The sequence below is a fragment of the Paenibacillus sp. FSL E2-0151 genome (assembly GCF_037993015.1).
GTDB lineage: Bacteria > Bacillota > Bacilli > Paenibacillales > Paenibacillaceae > Paenibacillus > Paenibacillus amylolyticus.
The window spans coordinates 1,366,177-1,387,477 of the sequence record NZ_CP150308.1; the positions used below are offsets into that span (position 1 = coordinate 1,366,177).

A 21,301-nucleotide genomic window follows, 5' to 3' on the forward strand; every position below is an offset into this window, starting at 1 on the left:
CACTTTCATGACAGTGACTATCCATTAGGATAGTGTAAACACGGTGTTTGTGAGCCTAACGACTCATTCCAGAGAATCTTTATATCAGGATATTTAATTTAGGTATAACTAACTTAAGTCCTATATCCTTCCACTAGAATCTGGGTAATAATTATAGTAGGCAAGTGATTAATGGAATCTCATAACGTAACGATAGGGGGTAACCTGTATGGCATCTGTGATTCTGCTGGTGAAACAGACGGAGGACGATGAGAAGGTTATTTATCGCTTCGGACCGAATGAGCGAAAGATGGGGCTCATTGAGATGAATAAGATTAAGGAAAGTGTGAAGGAACTGGAACCTGTCCAGGTGGATGGGGTAAGCCCGAGTTTTTTCTTTAACCGAGCCGCGCAGCGACTGGTACGATGTTTATTCAGGGAAGGCGGCAAGTTCCCGGAACGAACGACGTTTGAAACATAGTTTTAGCACCGCAAAAATAAGTCCACAACCCTGCTCATGGGTCATGGACTTATTTTTCGTTTCAGAACGTTTTGGCATAAGAGATAAGTGCCGTAATTGTGATGATGTTAAGCAACGTTGAGATTAGTACTGTCTGGGCTGCAAAGTCGGGTTCGTTATCGTATTCTTCTGCGAGAATGGATGCGTTGACACCCGTCGGCATACCGGAAGCGATAATAAGTGCCTGTGCAGCGATACCTTCCAACCCAAGCAGTAGCACAATTGAAATCCCGATAGCCGGGCCAATCAGAAGACGCAAAAATGTGCTAATATACACATCAAGGCGATACAGTTGAATTGGATATTTTACAATCTGTGCCCCGAGTGTCAGAAGCGCCACGGCAACCATACTTTGCTGCGCATAGGTCAGCGGCATGGACAGGAACGTAGGCAAGGGAACCTTCCACATGTGTAACAGAATCCCCAGCAAGAGTGCATACGGAACGGGCATTTTAAGAAATCCAATAATCACCGCACGGTAATTACCTTTGAGCTTCGCGCCCTGAATGGACAACACGCCATAGGTAAATGTCAGTAATGCCTGCAAAGACATGACCAGTGCCTGAATGGAAGAGGCGAGTGGATCGCCGCGGAATACCAGTGCATTGATGGGCAGTCCATAGTTGCCTGCGTTATCCAGCATAATACTGTTGTTGAAAGCAGCCTTCATGCCTTTATTCATCTTAAGTGAACGCGCAAATACAGAACCTACAATATAGAGAATCAATACATATATCGCGTAAAAGAGTGTCACGGTCCCAAGCAGTTCGCCCGACATATCCGAGTGGTACATGCTCATAAAGACGGCTGCGGGGGTAATACAATAGAAATTGATTTTGGCGAGTGTGTACAAGTCCAGCTTGAACACCTTTTGCATCCAGGACCCGACGGCGATCAGGAGAAAGACGGGCAGGACGACTTCAAGCATGATGTCTGCAATCATTAGTTCAGCTTCCTTTTTCATGAAAATTTCAATCCGATTTCGAAAATACTTTGATTATTATATCATTTTATACACACACGAAAGATGTAATTAGTTAAAAAAGATAAGGGGGCTTCCCATCATGATTCCAGATCATCTGGATGTTGGTTTATCGATATTGTTTATCGGCTTCAATCCGAGCATTACGTCTGGAGAGACAGGTCATCATTATGCTTACAAAGGAAACCGGTTCTGGCGCATCCTTGAAAGGTCGGGATTAACCCCGCGTTTATATGATGCACAAGAGGATGGAGAGTTGCTGAAGCTGGGGTACGGATTCACGAATATCGTCGCCCGGCCCACCAGAGGTATGGAGGATATTACGAAGGAAGAGTATGCAGAAGGACGCCAGATTTTACGGCAAAAGCTGGAGGACTACCGACCGGACATCGCCTGTTTTGTCGGGAAAGGTGTCTACACCCAGTACAGCAAACGTGCCAAAGTGCAATGGGGATTTCAGGACGACCCGGTCGTCAAGGAGATTCAGGAATTCGTCGCTCCGTCGTCCAGTGGACTCGTGCGCATGTCGATGGATGAGATTGTGGCGATCTATTCCCAGCTTGCTGATTTTGTTGCGGAGAAGAACAGGGAAGATTAAGAGGCGAGTAAGGCAGGAAAGGTAAGATAGCAGGAAGAGGCTACCACGGAATGTGTGATTCGGGTTGCCATAAAGTTCACCACCAAACCTGTAGAGAATGTGCAGCGGCAATTACAGAATGTTGGTACGCAGAGTTCACCCAGTCGGCTTTGGCGATAAGGGCGAATTCTTTTTTTTGGATAAAGTGAGAGGTTTCGGGAACGGCTTCCGTCTATATAGTACAGAACCATGCATGGAAGCTGTGGAGAAGGGGGATTACATGAATCAACAGATACCGGAGGAGGAGCTTATTCAGCGTATTGTTGCAGGGGATAAGCAGTTGTTCTCCGTGCTAGTGGATCGATATAAAAATAAAGTCTACGGCATCATGCGCGGAATGGGCGCGAGTCATCCGGATGCACAGGATCTCGCTCAGGATACGTTTATTCGCATCTATCGTTATCTCCCTTCGCGGCGGGAGGGAAGCAGTTTCTCGTCGTGGGTGTATACCATTGCGGTGAATCGGATGCGGGATTTTATACGGGAAAAGAAACCCGTCATGTTCCCGGTCAATCAGGGGATCGAACCTGTCAGTAATGAAACACCTGAAAAGCGTGTGCTGCATAAAGAGATGCAGCGTGAAATATATCGACAGCTCGAACAGTTACCTGAATCGTATCGCCTGGTGTTATTACTGAAGTACACAAACGAGTTGAGCTATGAAGAGATTGCAGACATTACAGGCATGAGTTCAACCAAAGTGCGCAACGCCCTTTATCGCGGGAAAAAAACGCTGAGGAAGCAAATGGAACGCAAAGGAGGTTTAGCTACGTATGAAGCCTATTTCAAAGGATGAAGATCGGTTGTGGGAAGAGCACCTGTTCCGTGAGGAGCCGGATGCGGATTTCACGCTTAAGGTCATGCAGAAGCTGGATGGCGTGTCCATGGAAAGTGTGGAAGAAAAAAGTCCATTCGTGAAAAAATCTATGAGAGCACATTGGATGCGCCGGACTGGAATCGCCGCAGCGGCAGTTGTGATTCTTGCCGGAGGGGCCTGGTATGCTTTTGATCACACAGCAGAGCCAGCGCAACCCGCGGTAAATGCTGTAGATCGTCTGCCATTGCCTAACATACCTGTGCCTGAAGCATTGAAATATTCCTATTTTGCGGATGATTATAAACGTCTTAAACCTCTTGGACTTGTGGTTAATCCGGATATCAATATCAATGACCAGGGCTACACGCTTAAAATTGAAGACGTGCTTGTAGACCGATCTCATATGGTAATGACCATGCAACAAACAACACCTGATGGATTAGGGGTATCACGGTTTCTGCCTGAGTTGGGGAGAATTCATGTTACGGATGAAGAGGGGCGACAGGTTGCCACTCTTGCAAGAGATGCAAGAACAAAGGGCCCTCTAACTGAACGATTGTTATTCCAGTTTCATGATGAAATTCCGGATCAAGTGGTCGTGCGGGGTGAACTGCGTAATTTAAATGTGGGTAGATATTATGATTACGAGAAGAAATCCTACGAAGATAGAGATGTTACGGTGGATTGGAGCTTCAAATTCAAGATCGATATGACCAAAGCCAAATCATTGGCTGTTGAAAATTCTATGGATAACATATATACGACGCCAGAAGGACTAAAGCTTGATATGACACAGCTTGTACGCACGCCAAACGGAACTCGGCTTGACCTGAATGTGAGTCTGGATGATGAACTTCGTGCCAAAGTTGATGAGAATTGGGCGAGCTATATGAGTATCATCTACCATCTTGAGATTCCTGAAACAAATGAATATCGAATTTTCAATGGAATAAGACCAGATGCCCGTCAAGCCAAGTTCCAGCTCCAAGATCAGAGTGACTTAAGGAACGGTGGGCCGTTGAAGTTGTCAGAGACATGGGACCCTGCGTTGGTAACGGTAGATGCGAAGAACATTCGCTTTGTTCTGGATGGTTACACCCTGCCGGTGAAAGAAGAGAAATCAGTGGAAGTTGACCTGAATAAGAGGCGTAAGGACACGAATTTTTATACTTTTGCACAATTTGAACAGCTTGGAGATAAAATATTATTCTATGATTTTGAGTACGAGCCACTGATGGAATCGTATGATCCTCCGAAGATTGATGTACAGGAAGGGTATTCACTAGTTCTGAAGGGGAGTGGGACGTTCCGAAATGCTTTCATGGGTGATCGCTGGGTTGCAGTAGATTCGGATGGAAAAGAGTATCCTGTTGAAGTGAACGGTTATCCGGATCAACCTAATAATAACGGTGAATACGTTGAAGATGATCTGCAATTAAAAATTCGGGGGTTTAACGAAGAAAAGGGTACAAAATTCACTTTGAAAAGAACCGTAGTCAATAGAGAGTATCGTGATGTGAATTGGGAAGTGGATCTTCCGTCGTACGATAGCCTGCCTTGGCTGAAATAACCACTAGTACAATTCCTCAGACATGAAGTAAATGAAGCTTCGAATGGATGATATAAGGATGGGTGGATGGATCATCAGATTTAAGTGTGAATGTACAGGAATATAAGGATATAAGCCTAATATACGAAAAAGGCCCTGCATAATATGCGGGGCCTCTTTTGTATGCACCAGACTTATGGGACAGCAAGTACCTAACGAATTCATCTTCAGAAAAGAGCAGTACCTTTTCCGAATTATGCCGATTCCCTTGGAATCAACGTAGTCGATAACATAACCGTCTCTTTCGGCGTTCCCGGGCGTTCGATCCGGCGTTGTAAAGCTTCAACGGCACGCTGTCCGAGTTCCTCTTTGCACAGGTTAACCGTGGTCAGGGGCGGGGAGGACGTAACGGCAGAATGTACATTGTCGATACCGATGACAAGACAATCTTTAGGCGTGGAGATGCCCATCTCCTTTAATTTGTGCATCCACTGCAAGGCGATATCATCATTAACACCAATCCAGGCATCAGGGCGCTCGTCCTCTGGCATGTTTTGAATGGTGGTAGCCAATTGGTTAACCCATTCCCCGTTCTCATACGGAATGTTCCATTCTCTGAAGCTGGTCGTATGACTGGTGTCCACATGGAAATGATTCAAAGCCAACTCAATCCCGATTTTCCGCTGGGCGAAGCTCGCAGCACGACCATCATCTGTGATGAGGCCGATCCGTCGGCAATTCAGAGACATTAGATATCTAGCCACGGTGATGCCAGCTTCCAGATTATCATGGCTGATCGTATCACAATTCAGCAGGGGTTCCTGATGATCTACCAAAATAATAGGCCGACCCGTCTGAGAGAGTCGTTGCAGAACCGTATGCGGGAAAGCTCCCATGACAATAATCCCGGCACAACGTTCCCAGTCCAAGTGAGGAGCAATAGCTTTTTCGGGTGAGGTGTTCTCGTCCGTCACTCCGAGTGAGGGAGATACAATGGCATGATGCCAACCACGCTCATTACAGGCGGAGATCATGCCTGACAGAACACGTTGCCAGTAGTGGGGTTCACCGCGGTTGAGCTGATTCATGCAAATGAGAACAAACGGTGGATCGGACGGATCTGCATGGTTTGCAGTAGCAGAACTATTGCTAGTACCTGGAGTACTTTGGCGATACCCCAGTGCCCGAGCGAGTTCCAGAACCCGTGCGCGTGTTGCTTCACTGACACCCGTCTTGCCACTGAGTGCGCGGGAGACGGCATATTTGGATAATCCCAGCTGGTCAGCCAGCGTCTGAATGGATACTTTGCGTGACATATCATTACTCCTTCATTTGACGATCATCTTCTGACACAGTACACTTACAAATAATAATGTTATTATAATTTATCATAACAAAAATAACAATATAATTAGAGTGTTAGCTCCAATCTATATATGTTCAACTGAATATTTACACGATAACGGAGAGGGCAGAAATAACCTGAAGAAGCGAAGTGTGCGCCTTTATCACCGGATTTCCCCTTGAGAAAGGGGATCGAAAAATCTGGGGATAACAGCGATCAGAAGGTTATTCTGCAATCGGAGTGCTGGTGTAAAAAATTATTAGCTGAACTTAAATAAACCAATTCAAAGGAGACAACATCTATGGAACAGTTCAGATTACCGAAAATCCCTATGCCGCATCTGGAATTGCCGCAAGCTGTGCAGGATATTCTGACTGAGGCGGACGAGCGTTTGCAACATCGACCGAGATTGCTGACTCAGTTTCGCAATTGTTTTCCGAATACACTGGAAACGACCACGAAGCTACTGGAGGATGGGACAACCTTTGTGATTACAGGGGATATTCCCGCTATGTGGTTACGGGATTCCGTAGAGCAGGTCATGCATTATGTTCCACTTGCGAAGGATGATGAGAAGTTGCAGCGTATTATCGGAGGCCTGATCAAACGGCATACGTTCTACGCTGATCAGGATATCTATGCCAATGCGTTCAATGAAACAGCGAATGGATGGCATTGGGATGCCAATGATGAGACGGAGATGTCACCTTGGGTGTGGGAACGGAAGTTTGAATTGGATTCTCTTTGTTTCTCCATGAAGCTGGCTTATACATATTGGCGGGAGACGGAACTTACGGATATATTCGATGAGCGCTTCAAGAAAGTGATGGAGAATATCGTACAACTATGGGAGACGGAGCAGCATCACGAAGAGCAATCACCTTACCGGTTCATGCGGCGCAATTGTCCTGCCCATGATACGCTACGTAATGAAGGATTGGGTATGCCGGTGAATTATACGGGGATGATCTGGTCCGGATTTCGTCCGAGTGATGATGCCTGTGATTTTCATTATAATATTCCGGCGAACATGTTCGCTGCGGTAACCTTGCGCCAGATGGGGGAGATCGCGAAGTGGGTGTTCCGAGATGAACAACTGGTAAGCCGGATGGCTCGTTTGGAAGAAGAAATACGACATGGTATTGCCCTGTACGGTACTTACCGTCATCCAGAGTATGGGCAGATTTATGCCTATGAGACGGACGGTTACGGCAACTTTTGTCTGATGGATGATGCGGGCACACCTGGACTGATGTCTATACCGTATATGGAGTATGCTTCGATTGAAGACAGGGTGTATCAGAACACACGGCGATTCATTTTAAGTAAGGAAAATCCGTTTTATTATGAAGGGCGGGTAGCCAAAGGTATTGGTAGCCCTCATACCCCTCCGGGATATATCTGGCACATGGCGCTATCCATGCAGGGTCTGACTGCAGACAATGACGAGGAAATACTGGCGATGATTGAATTGCTGGAGAACACGGATGCGGGTACTGGATATATGCATGAGGGTTTCCACGCCGATGATCCAAACACGTTCACCAGACCATGGTTTGCCTGGTCCAACAGCCTGTTCTCGCAGTTGGTGTATAAGGCAATGAAAAAAGGAATTCTATAAAATGATGAAAGTTCAAAAAAAACTCTCTGCTCGCGAAGCAGCCGTTCCGGTTACGAATCGTTCTTTTGATCGCTGTTATCCCCGGATTTCCTGATCGACTTTTGTAAAGTCGAAATCCGGTGATAAGCGTATGCTTCCGATGCAGCTTTCTTTCAGAAAGCTTTTAGGCGAACACTTTGCTTCTTCAGAATCGATTTCGTCCCCTACACTACTTTTACTATCGAGCGCGACTGTTTTTGAACGATATCATTTTTAGAATAGGGGAGTAGGTAAAAAAAACAAGAAAGCCCAAACTGCTGAACTTTGCAGTTGGGCTTTGTTTAATATGAAAAACACAGGCGCTTTGCTATGTGTTTTTCAGTAGATCGGCGATGAACACTTTCTGGCCTGTGCGGGCGCTTTCCAGGGAAGCGAGGACCATGGCCATGCTGAACTGGTTATCACTGCAATCGGTCTCAGGCAGTCGGCCGGATTCCAGTGCTGCGAACATGTCTTCGAGACAGCCGTGATGACCTGTTTTGTCCATGACAGGCAGTTCCGCTTCAATCCGCTCACTTGGCTGGAAAAAGGATGGTTTGCCGTCAGCATCCAGGCTTTGCGCAGTAACTACTTCAGCATAGATGTCATCATGACCATCCCAGATGGCGGTTCCTTTTTCACCGATTACGCGCCAGCTTGCTTCCCATGATGTGGGTACACCTTCTGCGCACCAAGATCCGCGATAGTTGAATACGGACCCGTCAGACATCTCAAATATACATAACGCCATCGCATTGCCCCGATACCAGGAACCTGGAGGGTTGAACTCATGGCAGTACACCGATACTGGGTTGGCTCCGAGAATATACCGTGCCTGATCAAACGTATGTATCGCCATATCGAGCAGCAGCGGACTATCCATCAGATCACGGAATCCGCCGAAGTGTGGCCCGAGGAAAAAGTCGGCTCCTGCGTAACCTACCTGCCCTATAGCTCCACCGGAAATGAGGTGCTGGTAGGCGCGGATACGCGGATCAAAACGGCGATTCTGCATGACGGCTTGAATGTGTCCTGTGCTGCGAGCGGTTTGCACAATATCTGTGCAATCGGAGAAGGACTCTGCCAGTGGCTTCTCGCCAAATACGTGACATCCTTCCTTCAGCGCCGTCATGGCAATGCCGTAATGACTCGCCGGAATCGTGACATCAAATACGATATTTGCACCAGTCGTTTGAATGGCTTCACGGATATCGGTGAACGTGGGGCAGGTGAGGCCATATCTTGTAGCAAAAGCAAGGGCTGTCTGTTCATACAGATCGACCAGTCCGACGATTACTGTATCTGGCCTTTGCAAGGCATAGTCCGCCCACGTGTTTGCCATGGCACCGCAGCCAGCAATAATTACCCGATAAGGATGAGTCATGTTCTCATCTCCTTTGCATGGATTGTGTTATACAGCTCGCATGGTTTTCTATACCGGATTTGGCACGAAATCGCCACCGCGGCATTGTTTCAAATATCGCAATGCATGCACCTGTCCGGTCATTTCGAGTTCGTCTTTGTAGACGGGATCATGCCAGCCTTCAATATCAATCGTGCCTTGATAACCGTTCTGGCGCAGAATGGTGATAATGTCTGCCCAGTTGTTATCCCCGAAGCCGGGTGTGCGGTGCCAGACAAATTCACGTGGGCCATGCACACCGTATTCCTTGACAATATCCCAGGCAATCGTGGCATCTTTGCCATGTACGTGGAAGACTTTGTGAGCCCATTTGCGTAGCTGTGGAATAGGATCGATCAGGCTGGACATTTGATGGCAAGGCTCCCACTCCAGGCCTACATTTTCATCCGGAACAGCATCGAACATCATCTCCCAGGCCGTTGGATTATGTGCGATGTTCCAGTCGCCTGTCTGCCAGGTGCCTCCCATATCACAGTTTTCAAAAGCAATCCGTACACCCCGGTCTGCTGCCCGGCGTGCCAGTTCACCAAATACTTGCTTGAACCGGGGGATGGACTCATTAATGGGTTGATCGGTCAGACGTCCGGTGAACCCGGAGACGATATCTGCACCAAAGAGCTGTGCATGATCGATAACTCGCTCCCAACTTGCCAATGTATCGGCGTTGTCTCCGGCTCCTGTGAGCGGGTTACCAAATACACTCACCGCGGAGATGACAATACCTTGTTCGTCCACGATTTCACGGACACGTTTGGCTGTCTCAGCCAGGTCCAGGTCACCAGTTGTTTGCCAGAAGGTCAGGTTAAATGATTCGAAGCCATGTTGCATGATCTGCGGGATAACGCGGACGGCGTCCTGCCCGCCTACAAGGGTACCGATGCGTAATGATTTATTCATGGTTGTATTTCACTCCAATATTGGCTTATAGTACTTCGTGACACACTCATTATAGCCGTGGATTAAAGGGATGGCTCTAAACAATCTTGTGTAATAATAGTCGGATCTTGTGAAGAGGGGGGGAGAAGTCGTGCTGGATCTGAAAGCGCTTCACGAAAATACCCGAATTGACCATAAATCACATCCATTTCAGCTGTTCCAAAATCGGTGTTCAGATATGAAAGCGGAAGAATGCATTCTGTATTTGCATTGGCATGAACATTTTGAACTGATTATTATGCGTAAGGGCAGTGCGCTGTTTCATATTGATAGCAAACCTTATGTGGTTCGAGCAGGTGAGGTCATCATCATTCCTGGAGGTACATTGCATGTCGGATATGCTCTGGATGAGGGGGATGTGCATTATGATTCCGTTGTGGTCAACCGTGCACTGTTCCATGATTTCACCCATGATCCTGTGCATGAGCAATATGTCGCGCCGTACTTGGAAGGAAGGGTGAGGTTTCCGGTCAAACCGGCAGAGGAAAACACAGCCTGCACAGAGTATTATTCTTTGCTGAATGAAGCTGTGGAGGAAATGGCGTTACAGCCCCCGGCTTATCAGCTCGTGGTGAAGTCCAAACTGCATGCCTTGTTCACCCTGCTTGCGCGAACCTTTATGCCGCAGCAGCTACCGGATAGATCGGTCGGATCGTATTTTCCAAACCGCGAACGTTTCAAACAGTTGATTGCACAGATTGAAGCGGACCCCACAGGTAAGATGTCTGTTACGGAAGCGGCAAGTCATGTGGGATTGAATGCGTATCACTTCTGCAAAATGTTTAAAAAGCTGACCGGACGTACCTTTGTTGAATACGTGAACGGGTGCAGGATGAGTGAGGCAGAGCAGCTGCTGCAAGGCAGCAGTCTGACCATTACGGAGATCGCCGCCAGAGTTGGCTGCGACAACGCCAACTATTTTACGAAGTTATATAAACAGTACAAGGGCATGACCCCCTCACAGGGGCGGGGGAGAAAAGAAGGTTGAGTACGGCCAGTTTACCAGTAGTCTCGAATAAAATGTCTATAACGAAGGTAGTAGCCATATGCAACTCGCAATCACAAATGTGAGCAGAAGCAGAAATAGAAGTAGAAGTAGAAGTAGAAGTAGAGCGCACAACAGTGATTACCTTTACAATAATCATGCGCATACGCACATATACAAAGAATAACCCGGATAAAGGCCTCTTCAAGGCTGTTATCCGGGTGGTTTTGATTCAATCATATCAAGACAATCATCTATGTGTACAACGTGCTTATTTCATAAATCTGGAGAACAGACGATTGGCTTTCTTGGCGAGGTCGTCCATTTTGACGTTGGCATGATCGAACTGATTGTATCCCCATTTGATCGTTTGCAACATGCGTGGAGATATGGGCGTTCCTTTGATCCGTGGATAGATGTTGTGATAGGCCCAGACAAGATGCTCCCAGCGATTGTCATTGCCGTCCTGAATATATTCGGATACGTCAATCACTTTCCCGCGTCCGTTCTGGAGAATTACATTTTTCAGATGAATGTCGCGAGGGTTCAACCCGCGACTGCGAACGGCTTCTCGCGCTGCTTCCACATCGAGCATCACCTGCTCGGGGACGGGGATTCCTTTTTCCAAACATTCCAGCAAGGTATCCCCGGGTTCAAAACTGATCACAAGTACATTCCGGCCACTGCCGTAATAGGTAGGGAAGTATGGCAGGCCTTTGAGCTGCTCGTATACCTGTTTTTCATTTTCGAGTTTGTCCAAGGCATGATCCGAGTACATTTTGAAGGCATACTGCGGCAAGCCGTCATACGTAAATACAGCCGCATCCGTACCTGTGCCAATGCAATTCAATCCTTCTACATCGCCGATGATGTTCACGAGCTCATTCCGGTCGCTTCCGATGACTTGGATCTGTTGTAGTGCTTCTTCCGCCTGGAACCAATCCGGTCGATTCATGGGTGGTGCCTCCTTTTAGGATATGCCTGTACAATTTTTTTTCATATAATCATTTTCTAACGAACCGAGTAAGTCTTATTTCACGTAAATCGCCAGATCTGAAAATGTAACGAATCAGAGACAAGCTATTGGCTCATTTGCTCGCAGTAAACATGTTCTCCAACCGAAATAAGACTAATTAGCTTGTCTGGGGTTCGTTAGATTCCGTAAAACCTCGTGATCCACGTGATAAGGTGTGTGAGATTCGTTAGCGCCGGGCCCGCACTGGCCTCGGGCTAGACCGTACTAACATCCCGGTCCCGGATTCGCTGCCCTCTATAGAGTATATTATGCGTTCTGCTCCGCAATTTCATCTTTTGGTGATGTTACTATATAAACGATACGGATCGAATCGGAAACGGTTGCGTCAGAAGAAAATAACGGAAGCACGCTTGCGGCAATGTTGCCCGGGCTTTATACTGTGAGCATTAAGGGATCTCATGCAGATCCGGCATACAGAAAGGCAGATTACTTATGGCACAATACCCGCAGTGGTCTTATTCGCAGTCGCGGGCGAGTATGTTCGATGAGTGCCTGCGCAAATATTATTATCATTATTACGGTGCCCATAACGGTTGGAAGACAGACTCTGCTGATGAGATGCAGGTTCGTCTGTACCGTCTGAAGCAGCTCAGCAATCTGTATCTTGTCTTCGGGGATCTCGCGCATCGGATGTGTGAGTCGGCGGTACGCAGCAGGGAAGAGGGCAAAGATAAACCGCGTGAACACTTCCTGGAACAGACGATACGCAAGCTGCTGAATCAGGCGTATGTGGAATCCATGGACGCGGATCAGTGGCGGCTGAACCCCAAGAATCGCACGATGCTGTCGGAGATTTATTACGGGGATGACACGTTAAATGACCGGATTGCCACGATTAAGGAACGGGCTTCGGCCTGTGTCGGTAACCTGTACCAGACGCTTACGTGGGAGGACTTGTCCCGAGCAAGTACGGACATTCTGGAGATCGAGAAATGGGATACCATGATGCTGCACGATACGCGTGTGTATGTGAAGATGGATTTATTGTATCGACGCAGTAACGGCAATATTGTTATTGTGGACTGGAAGACGGGCAAGGAAGATGACTTCTCCGATCAGCTAATGCTGTACGCATCCTATGTGAGAGAACACTACCGAATCCCTTTGGAGCAGATTGAGCTGCGAGTGGAGTACCTGTTAACCGGAAAACACCGAGAGTTTACAGCGACAGAAGAGGATATCCGGAAGGTGGAGGAGAACGTGGGTCGTTACATTGAGGAGATGCGATCCTGCGTGGAGGATGAGTATTACAACCGTCCCAAGGACGTCACCTACTTCACAGCGATGCCATCGCGCCGGTCCTGCCGGGATTGCAACTTCCGCGAAGTATGCAGTGAGCGAGCAGTCTGAAGCCCCAAAACCGGAACAACCTAAAGGCCTTATACCAACCAACAAGCTATCTATGTGAAAAAAATCAAGAAGCGCAAGCCGGGAACATCATCTACCCGACTTGCGCTTCTATTGCGTTCCACAGGCCTGGCGACAAGGCGCCGGGCCTGTGGAACGATCATATCAAGATTACTGGACAGCGGCGGTATTCTCCAGCGCCTGACCTGCAGGAACATAGGCATGCCCGAGATCCCGGGCAACCGCCTCATACGTGATATGTCCATTTAGAGCATTGACCGCGCTGCGAATGGACGAACTGCCGCGAATCGCGGCGGCTGCACCGTGGTTGGCCAGCTGCAGCGCATAAGGCATGGTGGCGTTGGTCAGCGCCACCGTGGACGTACGCGGTACGGCCCCTGGCATGTTTGCCACCGCGTAATGCACGACGCCATGTTTCACATAGGTAGGTTCATCGTGGGTTGTGATATGATCAATGGTCTCAACGATCCCACCTTGATCAATCGCCACATCCACAATGACCGAACCCGGTGCCATCGTCTTCACCACTTGCTCGCTGACAAGTGTTGGCGCCTTGGCGCCCGGAATCAGCACCGCACAGATCAACAGATCTGCCGCCGCAACAGCTGTTGCGATGTTGGACGGGCTGGATACTAGCGTGTGGATCTGATTGCCAAAGATATCATCCAACTGCCGCAGACGATTCAGATTCAGGTCAAGGATGGTCACATCGGCGCCAAGACCAATAGCAATTTTGGCTGCATTTGTTCCCACCGTTCCGCCACCAATAATGACCACTTTCCCCCGACTGACGCCGGGTACACCGGACAACAGAATGCCCTTGCCACCTTCTGTTTTCTCCAGTAGCTGTGCTCCGATCTGGGAGGCCATGCGGCCTGCAACTTCACTCATAGGGGTGAGCAGGGGTAGGGTACTGTTGACCTCCAACGTCTCATACGCAATAGCCGTTACCCGACTTTTAATAAGGGCTTTGGCAAGCTCCGGTTCCGCTGCGAGGTGCAGGTATGTGAACAGAATCAGTCCCGGACGAAAATATCCATATTCACTGGCAAGCGGTTCTTTCACCTTGATGATCATATCGGCTTCGGTCCACACGGACTTGGCATCCATCCGAATCTCGGCGCCCGCAGTTTGATATTCATGATCCGTGAATCCACTGCCGATCCCCGCGCCTTGTTCGATCAGTACCTGGTGACCGGCTCTGATGAAATCAGCAGCCCCGGCCGGAGTCATTGCTACACGATTCTCATTGTTCTTGATTTCTTTGGGAATTCCGATTCTCATCACCATGCACCTCGTCCATTTATTGGTTGTTAGCTTATACTACAAGTTTATGACTTGGATAATCGTTTTGCACCTTACTTGATGTCTAATCTTTAGAAATTGAACTCAACATATTGTCGAAAAAGACTGTTCAGGACATTTGTCCATGGATTATAATGTAAGAAAAAATAACACGAAGAGGGATCGCCATTGCGAAATGACCGTGTGTTTACGATCAAAGATATCCTTGCACGTCCGGTATTTGGCCGAGCACGACTAGCGGCAGGGAAGGATGGAGTGAACCGTCAGGTTGGCTGGGTTCATGTATTGGAGATTACCAATGTATCTCCATTCGTAAGCCCCCATGATCTTATTTTATCCACTGGACTGTGGCTTCAATCGGAAGAAGGGCGCGGAGAGTATCTGCTTCAGCTCATTGGCAGTGAGGCAGCCGGGCTGTGTGTGGAGTTTGGTACCAGCATATACGGAATCCCGGAAGAACTGATTGAACTGGCGGACAGACACCAGTTTCCGCTGATCGTATTTGAGCAACCGGTCCGTTTTGTCGAGATTACACAGGATATTCACTCTCTGCTCATTAATCATCAGCACCAACTGTTGAAAAGTCTGGAAGCCTACTCCCGCCAGCTTCAGCAACGAACATTACAGAGTACGGATATGTCTGCTGTGCTGAACCTGCTGCATGAGTACGCTGCCAAACCGGTGGTGTACATCTCGTCTATGGAGCCGGGTAGCTTTGTGCCCGAACTTGCTCCGGAGATGGAGCAAGCAATCTATACCTGGTATGAACAGGAGGTAGAACATCTGGATCTGAACGATTCGGATACTGAATTATGGTTCCATATGGATGAAGAGAAAGTTCTGCTTTGCCATCCGGTCGTCTGTTTCGGACAGGTGTTCTCTGCTGTAGGCATGATTGTGCATCCGTCCGCTCCGGTGGAGTATCTCAAGCTGTTACTCGACTATACGGCGAAGGCGGCCGCAGCGCTCACGCTTCGATCCCAGTTTCTTGAAGAGAAGATGGTTCGCAATCAGAATGAACTGATCCAGGATCTGATGAATGGCAACATCCATCAGGAGGAACAGGCTCAGACTCGAATGGGGCTTCGTTTGCTGGTGAAGGGACAGTACTGGTTTGCAGGAGGAGTCATCGAGATTGAGCATCGATTGAAGGGTACAGGCCGGGAGCGAATGGAAGCGAATCATCAGGATGTTCTTGTCCTGCTGCGTTCCCTGCTCAAGAAGAACAATCTGCCTAGCCTGATTATGCTGAAGAACAACCAGGTATATCTGTGCTGTGCGAAGGAAGTGGTATCGGCTGCTGCACGTCATCAACTGCTGCGATTGCTGGAAGGAATCGCTCTGGACGTGAAGCAGTTTGCGAGCCGCAACTTGAAGCAGGTCATGATTCATGTGGGATTTGGCAAGTTTCGCAGCCGTTTGACCGGTCTACCGGAGAGCCTTCAGGAGGCCTATCAGGTGATCGAAGTTTCGAGATCGGTAGATTCGATGGAACATGTTCACTTTTACGAACGTATGGGTATATATCAAATGTTAAAAGCATTACCCCAATCCTTCCTGCAACCCTTTGTCCAGGATCACCTGGGTATGTTGATTGAACATGACCAAACGCATCACCTGCGATTGGTAGAGACGTTGGATGCTTACCTGCAGAACTTTGGTTCCAAACGGGATGCGGCCGCCCAGTTATTTATTCATCGGCAAACGTTGTACAACAGACTGGAGAAGCTGGAAGAACTGATGGGTCCAGGTTACATGGATCAAGGGAGAAGAATCTGTCTGGAGATGGCGCTGCTCGCGCACGCGATGATTGAGAATGGGCAGTGGCACTCCTCTTGATGAGGTGAAAGGGATGCAAGACAGACTGTGCACCCATCTTACACTACCTTGAGCACAGTCTAGCAGTTTCTACTAATCCGCCGGGTATGTTGTAATGAAGCAGGCAGGCGTTGCAGAGTGGAAGTGGAGCGTCGGCCCCGATAAAGCTTCATTTGACCGGAGGATGGTGCCAGTGATAAGGAAGAAGGCGCAGCCAGCCGATACGGGGGGGATGACCGGTCAGGGAGTCCTTCCGGTTCTGCGACGTTGTCCTCCATTGAAATGCCACTTTGGTGCAGCCATTCATTAAGTCGTTTAGGATTGATTCCAAGTTGTCCGCTCAGATTACAGATATCGAGGTTTATTCTCACACAAATCCGCCTTTCCTGGAATATCGGGCTGGTAGTAGGGTATGAAAGGGAAGCATGAATTCGAGATCGGTAAATGCTCATGTACATGTTGGCTGTGCTTGATTGGCGGAATGATCCATTATGTTAAGAAGTAGCGCGGAGGGGTCTATGTATACCTTGTAAAAACGTTTCCATGTCCGCTGTTTTGAATATTTACTATAAATTGGCTTTTAACAAGATTCTATCACTTCACATGCAATTGCGCGTCTCAATATAGTCTCAATTTTGTGAGAGAAAAAAGTATATTAAAAGTACCAGTATCTAGTACGGAGGACATATATGGGAAACAGTAGTGAGGCTCAATACGACAAATATGTTGAGGATGGCAAACGTTTCATTGGTCGAACCAAGGAACTGACGACACTGGAGCGGTGGTTCAATCATCCGGAAGCGCCACTGACCATATTTTCAATTACGGGTATGGGAGGCATCGGTAAATCTTCCTTGCTTTCAGAGATGTTATCCGTATCTCGTGATCAAGGTGCGACGGCAATATGGATGGATGGCCGATCATGCGGCGCAACGCCTTCCGTTTTTATGGAATATTTGTCCTCTACTTTGGAGTTGGAAACACTGGATAATGACGGATATCCGCGACCACTGAGCTTGCTGAAAGACACTTCGGTCGAGAAGCGATTGGTTCTGGCAGTGGATAATTATGAAGAACTCGCACTGCTGGAAAGTTGGTTCATGGAAGTCTTCATATCCAAACTTCCGTTAAGAGGGATACTTGTCATTCTGGCATCACGCCCAGAACTTGCATCCGCCTGGCGGACACATCCCCGATTGCATCAGCGGTTTGTACAGATGCAGCTTCAACATTTTACCGTCGAAGAGATTTCGGAGTATATCTCGGTTGCGGGCTCTCTGAATCAGGGGATGGCAGGTACTATTACGAGAATGACCGATGGACATCCGCTGGGTTTGGCGCTTGCTGTGGAAGCTGCGGATCAGAGACGGAATCTTCCCCATGCCGAATGGGCTGAACTGTCGCATATGATTAGTGCCCGATTGCTGTTGGAACTGACGATTCCTCGTCTGCATCCCATGGTGGAGGTGTTAACCCTGCTTGGAACAGCAAATCAGGAATTGTTATCATCTGTACTGGATATGACTGTGACCCAAGAAGAGTACCACATGCTGAGACAGATGTCGTTTATTCGTTCCGGCCCGGATGGTCTTGCCCTGCATGACATGGGCAGGGTGCATCTGCTACGGGATTTGCGCCAACGTGAGCCGCATCGGTTGCAGACGATGCGTATCCAAATCGCGAAGTTGCTTAAACCGCTACATGAACAGGCAGGTTCGCATGAGCGCCGCCAGATTGCCCGGAAGATGTTGTTGCTCTGTCAGGAGTCCATGCTTCAATTCCGCAAGTACGCGGATGTGTCCCGTGATTCCTTGTTCTCCCCTCTTGAAACGATGAAACAAGAGGATCTGCCTTCGCTGCACAGGCTGTTACAACAATGGTGTGAGTACAGCGTGGCACCAGATCAGGCCGTGTTCTATGGCCCGTTCCTGAATGAGCTGGCGCACCGTTATCCCGAAGGGATCGTATTGATGCGTGACCAGCTTGGAGAGCCGATCGCCATGTTCATTACAGTGCTAGTACATAGGGAAAGTAGCGGGTTGCTACTGAAGTATTTTCCAAATGAGATGAATGAATGCTTCACACCACAGGAGCTTGGCAATGATCCGGATCAAAGTGATACTCACTTTGCTTTGCTGGCTGCGGCAAGAGATGACGTGCCTGGTTACACACGAGAAGAACTGGTGGGGTATATGGCACTGGACCGACTGTCTCTGTTGGGTGATGGTGCGAGAGTGATATTGATTGCAACGAATCCTCATCTGAAGTTGTTCCTGCTGAGTATTGGCTTTCAGATGCGGAGAACCCGAACCCGTGCTTGTGACAGATATGAGGACCCGGCAGATGTGCTTGATTTGGATTTGCGTAGTGGGCAATTCGGAGCGTGGGTTATGTCCCTGCTTGATCCTGAATGGCAAGATGATCGGATACAGCCAGGAACAACGGTGCGGGAGCGGACATCCTGGTCGGAACAGGATGTTCGCAAGATGCTAGGGCACCTTCGTTCTCCAGGAGAATTGCATGAATATGCTGGCAGGGTTGCAGGAGCCAGGGATGGCATCCAATTACAGCTGTATGTCATGGATCTGTTGGAAGGCAGAGTGCATGGTTTATCTCCACAGGATCAGATGCTGTTATACGCGGCCTACTGGACGCATGCTGGCAATCCAACTGCCGCAGCCCAGACGTGTTCCATGAGTCGGGCGACATTCTATCGCCATCTCAGAACAGCGCTGACTCGCTTGGCGCGGATTTTGTAGGGTTCTATTCATTCATATACCAATAATAACGACATGAAGAGGCTGGTCATAGACCAAGCCTCTTCATGCGATTATAGAGCGTTGCCCTGGAGATGCCAAGTTGCTTGGCGAGGGTTCGTTTGTTACCACTTGCTGCTTTCAGATATTGAATTAGAAGTTGCGCCTCATAGGTGTCCAATTTTTGCTGGTAGGTAACACCGGAGACAAGTTCGGAATCATCCGAGGTATCTGATTCATCCACATTTGCAACTGTTCGAGGTTCTTGTTCTGCTCCTGCCGAATCCTGACGTTGCTGATATTCGTTGCTCTCATGTGAATGAATTCCGGATGTCAGTTGAATTTCGGACTGTTCTTGTATGGTGAGGGAAGTGAGGGTATCGGGCAGATATTCCTGCTTCACCTCACCATCTGTCGTCAGAATGGTCAGGCGTTCGATCACATTTCGTAATTCACGCACATTGCCTGGCCAATCATATTGGAACAGCAACTTGAACACTTCAGGTGGAACCAACTCAATATGACGGTTATAGAGCAATGAGAATTCTTGAAGGAACGTCTGGGTTAATTCATATATATCTTCCTTGCGCATACGCAGAGGAGGGATGACAAGGTTAATGACATTCAGCCGATAGTAGAGATCTTCTCGGAATTGATTACGGGCAATCATACTCAGTAGATTCTGGTTGGTTGCTGCGATAATCCGGCAGTCGGCCTGCTTCATACGCGTTCCCCCCACAGGAAAGTAACTCTTCTCCTGCAACACCCGAAGCAGTTTCACTTGCAATTCCAATGGCATCTCACCGATCTCATCCAGAAAAAGAGTACCCCCTTCGGCAAGCTCAATCTTGCCCTTTTTGCCTTTGGGATCCGCTCCGGAGAAGGCGCCTTTTTCGTAGCCGAATAATTCACTTTCGAACAAGGAAGCAGGGATTGCCCCACAGTTAATAGCGATGAACGGTGCAGTCTGCAATTCACGGAGATCATGAATGGCTTTGGCGAATAACTCCTTGCCTGTGCCGCTCTCCCCGAGAATAAGTACGGTTGCTGAGGTGGTACTGATCTTGCGAATGGTCTCCATGCATTGCTTGATGACCGGGCTGCTGCCCTTGATTCTGGCAAATGGATCTAATTCGGGACGTAGCCGAGCAACGGCTTTCTCCAGGTGCTGGACTTTGGAGGTCATATGTAATAGTTCCTGATGTAATCGGATTTCGGTTGTTATATCCACTTCGGCAGCAACTGCACCCACAATATGTCCATCCAGTTGGACAGGACGAGCATTAATCAGGGCGAAGAGGTCGGGCCGTGGCTGATGCTGTTTGCGATAGACCGTTTCGCCGGTATACAACGTCTTGAGAGACTGTAGCCGATCTGGAGGAAAAAAGTCCGCCGCGGGTTGTCCGATAATATCATTTTTGCTGATCGAAAAAACATGCTCCGCGCCAGTTGTCCAGTAGGCCACTTTGGCATCTTCATTAATTAATGTCAGAGCTGAACCCGCTGTCTCCAGTGTGGTCTCAAAATAAGCTTCTATTAGGCGATGCGCATGCATCATGGCATGCAAAACATCGGATACGGCGATATATCCCAATAGAGGGCCATCATCCTGAATGAATAAATAAGAAGATGTGTCGAATAAGCAGAAGGCATCTACCAACGATGTTGATGACGGAATGGTAAGTGTGGGGAGGTCTGTATCCAGAACATCCATATCCGTACGCAATAAAGACATTAATTCTGGAAGTAAATGTTTCATCGATATCACCTCAGTTAGAACATAACTTTTGGAAACGACTTCTTTTACACGAGTTACTTACAAAGTGATCTACATATGAAATGACTGGAGAATGATGGTTACCCATATTATAACTTTCCAAATGAGGTGTGTATATATTTTTTGACATGAAGCATACATGTTGTCGGCACAGAAGAGATCAATGTTGAATTTTCATTTCTGATATTTCCTTTTACTATTATTTTAAGGAATTAATGCTAGTTTTTATGAGCGACTCAGTAATTTAAAGTGAGGGTTGAGTTATTAAAAATGACATTTGAGTTACCTTATTAAGCTGTTATTTCTCAATATGTTACACGGGCAGTTGAAGTGATTATTCGTATAGAACATGAATTGTCCACACCATTATGAAACTTCTGAATAATGCTATATGAAGGCTATCCGCATGAAGAAGAACCAAAGGAGGGT

General features: G+C 48.0%; 17 protein-coding genes. 9 read left to right on the forward strand and 8 right to left on the reverse strand.

Translation table 11 applies throughout. The features are described 5' to 3' along the window. Positions 1–208 precede the first annotated feature (208 nt). Positions 209–460, forward strand: a complete 252-nt coding sequence (locus tag MHI55_RS06145; RefSeq protein ID WP_036606446.1) for a hypothetical protein — start codon at positions 209–211, stop codon at positions 458–460. Between the two features lie 61 nt (positions 461–521). Here the strand turns inward: MHI55_RS06145 and MHI55_RS06150 are convergent, their stop codons facing one another. Continuing rightward, the gene (locus tag MHI55_RS06150) at positions 522–1,442 is read right to left on the reverse strand and encodes an AEC family transporter (protein ID WP_150366318.1); all 921 of its coding nucleotides are present in this window, start codon (positions 1,440–1,442) and stop codon (positions 522–524) included. Between the two features lie 121 nt (positions 1,443–1,563). Here MHI55_RS06150 and MHI55_RS06155 point away from each other — a divergent pair, with 121 nt between their 5' ends. The 3 genes from MHI55_RS06155 to MHI55_RS06165 all read left to right on the forward strand — a co-directional run bounded on the left by MHI55_RS06155 (position 1,564) and on the right by MHI55_RS06165 (position 4,505). Then, positions 1,564–2,079, forward strand: a complete 516-nt coding sequence (locus MHI55_RS06155; RefSeq protein WP_340389310.1) for a mismatch-specific DNA-glycosylase — start codon at positions 1,564–1,566, stop codon at positions 2,077–2,079. A gap of 259 nt (positions 2,080–2,338) precedes the next feature. Further along, complete coding sequence (locus tag MHI55_RS06160; RefSeq protein ID WP_076329460.1) at positions 2,339–2,914, forward strand: sigma-70 family RNA polymerase sigma factor; 576 nt, start codon at positions 2,339–2,341, stop codon at positions 2,912–2,914. Next, the gene (locus MHI55_RS06165; RefSeq protein WP_340389312.1) at positions 2,892–4,505 is read left to right on the forward strand and encodes a hypothetical protein; all 1,614 of its coding nucleotides are present in this window, start codon (positions 2,892–2,894) and stop codon (positions 4,503–4,505) included. Before MHI55_RS06160 ends, MHI55_RS06165 begins: the two co-directional genes overlap by 23 nt. 233 nt (positions 4,506–4,738) lie before the next feature. Here MHI55_RS06165 and MHI55_RS06170 read toward each other — a convergent pair whose 3' ends face one another. After that, on the reverse strand, positions 4,739–5,800 hold the full coding sequence (locus MHI55_RS06170) for a LacI family DNA-binding transcriptional regulator (RefSeq protein WP_340389314.1): 1,062 nt from the start codon (positions 5,798–5,800) through the stop codon (positions 4,739–4,741). 330 nt (positions 5,801–6,130) lie between these two features. Between MHI55_RS06170 and MHI55_RS06175 the strand changes: the two genes are divergently transcribed. Then, complete coding sequence (locus MHI55_RS06175; RefSeq protein ID WP_340032098.1) at positions 6,131–7,450, forward strand: glycoside hydrolase family 125 protein; 1,320 nt, start codon at positions 6,131–6,133, stop codon at positions 7,448–7,450. 346 nt (positions 7,451–7,796) lie between these two features. Here the strand turns inward: MHI55_RS06175 and MHI55_RS06180 are convergent, their stop codons facing one another. Beyond that, complete coding sequence (locus MHI55_RS06180) at positions 7,797–8,852, reverse strand: Gfo/Idh/MocA family oxidoreductase (protein WP_340389316.1); 1,056 nt, start codon at positions 8,850–8,852, stop codon at positions 7,797–7,799. Between the two features lie 48 nt (positions 8,853–8,900). After that, on the reverse strand, positions 8,901–9,788 hold the full coding sequence (locus tag MHI55_RS06185; RefSeq protein WP_047841877.1) for a sugar phosphate isomerase/epimerase: 888 nt from the start codon (positions 9,786–9,788) through the stop codon (positions 8,901–8,903). A gap of 130 nt (positions 9,789–9,918) precedes the next feature. Between MHI55_RS06185 and MHI55_RS06190 the strand changes: the two genes are divergently transcribed. Next, positions 9,919–10,815 carry an AraC family transcriptional regulator gene (locus MHI55_RS06190; protein WP_339189361.1) on the forward strand — a complete coding sequence of 299 codons (897 nt, stop codon included), beginning with the start codon at positions 9,919–9,921 and terminating at the stop codon, positions 10,813–10,815. A gap of 268 nt (positions 10,816–11,083) precedes the next feature. Here MHI55_RS06190 and MHI55_RS06195 read toward each other — a convergent pair whose 3' ends face one another. After that, positions 11,084–11,767, reverse strand: a complete 684-nt coding sequence (locus tag MHI55_RS06195; RefSeq protein ID WP_339189360.1) for a serine/threonine protein kinase — start codon at positions 11,765–11,767, stop codon at positions 11,084–11,086. 513 nt (positions 11,768–12,280) lie between these two features. Here MHI55_RS06195 and MHI55_RS06200 point away from each other — a divergent pair. Next, positions 12,281–13,198 carry a PD-(D/E)XK nuclease family protein gene (locus MHI55_RS06200; RefSeq protein ID WP_339189358.1) on the forward strand — a complete coding sequence of 306 codons (918 nt, stop codon included), beginning with the start codon at positions 12,281–12,283 and terminating at the stop codon, positions 13,196–13,198. 168 nt (positions 13,199–13,366) lie between these two features. Here MHI55_RS06200 and ald read toward each other — a convergent pair whose 3' ends face one another. After that, positions 13,367–14,500 (reverse strand): alanine dehydrogenase, encoded by a 1,134-nt coding sequence (gene ald / locus MHI55_RS06205; protein WP_340389318.1) that lies wholly within the window; start codon positions 14,498–14,500, stop codon positions 13,367–13,369. Positions 14,501–14,689: 189 nt separating this feature from the next. Between ald and MHI55_RS06210 the strand changes: the two genes are divergently transcribed. Continuing rightward, the gene (locus MHI55_RS06210) at positions 14,690–16,360 is read left to right on the forward strand and encodes a PucR family transcriptional regulator ligand-binding domain-containing protein (protein ID WP_340389320.1); all 1,671 of its coding nucleotides are present in this window, start codon (positions 14,690–14,692) and stop codon (positions 16,358–16,360) included. 59 nt (positions 16,361–16,419) lie between these two features. On the opposite strand, the gene MHI55_RS06215 is transcribed toward MHI55_RS06210, so the two are convergent. After that, on the reverse strand, positions 16,420–16,710 hold the full coding sequence (locus tag MHI55_RS06215; protein WP_338707938.1) for a hypothetical protein: 291 nt from the start codon (positions 16,708–16,710) through the stop codon (positions 16,420–16,422). A 318-nt stretch (positions 16,711–17,028) separates the two neighbouring features. Between MHI55_RS06215 and MHI55_RS06220 the strand changes: the two genes are divergently transcribed. Next, the gene (locus MHI55_RS06220) at positions 17,029–19,098 is read left to right on the forward strand and encodes a hypothetical protein (RefSeq protein ID WP_340389322.1); all 2,070 of its coding nucleotides are present in this window, start codon (positions 17,029–17,031) and stop codon (positions 19,096–19,098) included. A 46-nt stretch (positions 19,099–19,144) separates the two neighbouring features. Here MHI55_RS06220 and MHI55_RS06225 read toward each other — a convergent pair whose 3' ends face one another. Next, positions 19,145–20,830 (reverse strand): sigma 54-interacting transcriptional regulator, encoded by a 1,686-nt coding sequence (locus MHI55_RS06225; RefSeq protein WP_340389323.1) that lies wholly within the window; start codon positions 20,828–20,830, stop codon positions 19,145–19,147. Between the last annotated feature and the right edge of the window lie 471 nt (positions 20,831–21,301).